Source organism: Janthinobacterium sp. FT14W (genome assembly GCF_009208755.1).
Classification (GTDB): domain Bacteria; phylum Pseudomonadota; class Gammaproteobacteria; order Burkholderiales; family Burkholderiaceae_D; genus Janthinobacterium; species Janthinobacterium violaceinigrum.
Genome location: NZ_WFLL01000137.1, coordinates 1 through 498, shown reverse-complemented (window position 1 = coordinate 498; position 498 = coordinate 1). Strand labels below are relative to the sequence as shown.

The 498-nt window shown below is 51.8% G+C and carries 1 pseudogene; it reads right to left on the bottom strand.

Annotation, left to right across the window (positions count from 1 at the left end):
* A pseudogene (locus tag GCN74_RS29475) lies at window positions 1-199 on the bottom strand (IS21 family transposase); the annotation flags it as partial.
* Window positions 200-498: the final 299 nt, after the last annotated feature.

Genomic DNA, 498 nt, shown 5'->3' with positions numbered 1-498 from the left:
GCGCAGAAAGCTGGAACGCGTATTTGTCGATGGCGCGGGTAGAGCGCCGCTCAGAGTAGGCTGGCTCAATGGTTTCCGATCGCAGATAGCGTGGGACGGTGTTTCTAGAGATACCTAATCGCCTGGCAATCTCTCTTAAGGGAACCTGGTCGCGAATGTGCCAGCGTCGAATAATGCCTAGTAATGCCACGTCGATCACTCCAATTCCCCGCTCAATGTCGTGAGCAGGATTGTGTCTTATACGTGGGTCAGATTCGTTTGCAAATTATGCGGTGAAGTGGGTCAGATTTCGCTGCAAATCAACACGCCTTTTAGAAAATCTGATGGGGCGTTTATTCGAGGTTCTATTATGGTGTGAGAGTCTCACTTTACGTAAGCGTCCGGCCACTACCGTCTTGAACGGGTATTCAATCGGACCGATGATAGCGTCACACCGCTGGGAAGCGGCGTGTTGTTTAGGCAGGGTTGATCTGCTGGAGGTAGTTCCACGGCAGGAAC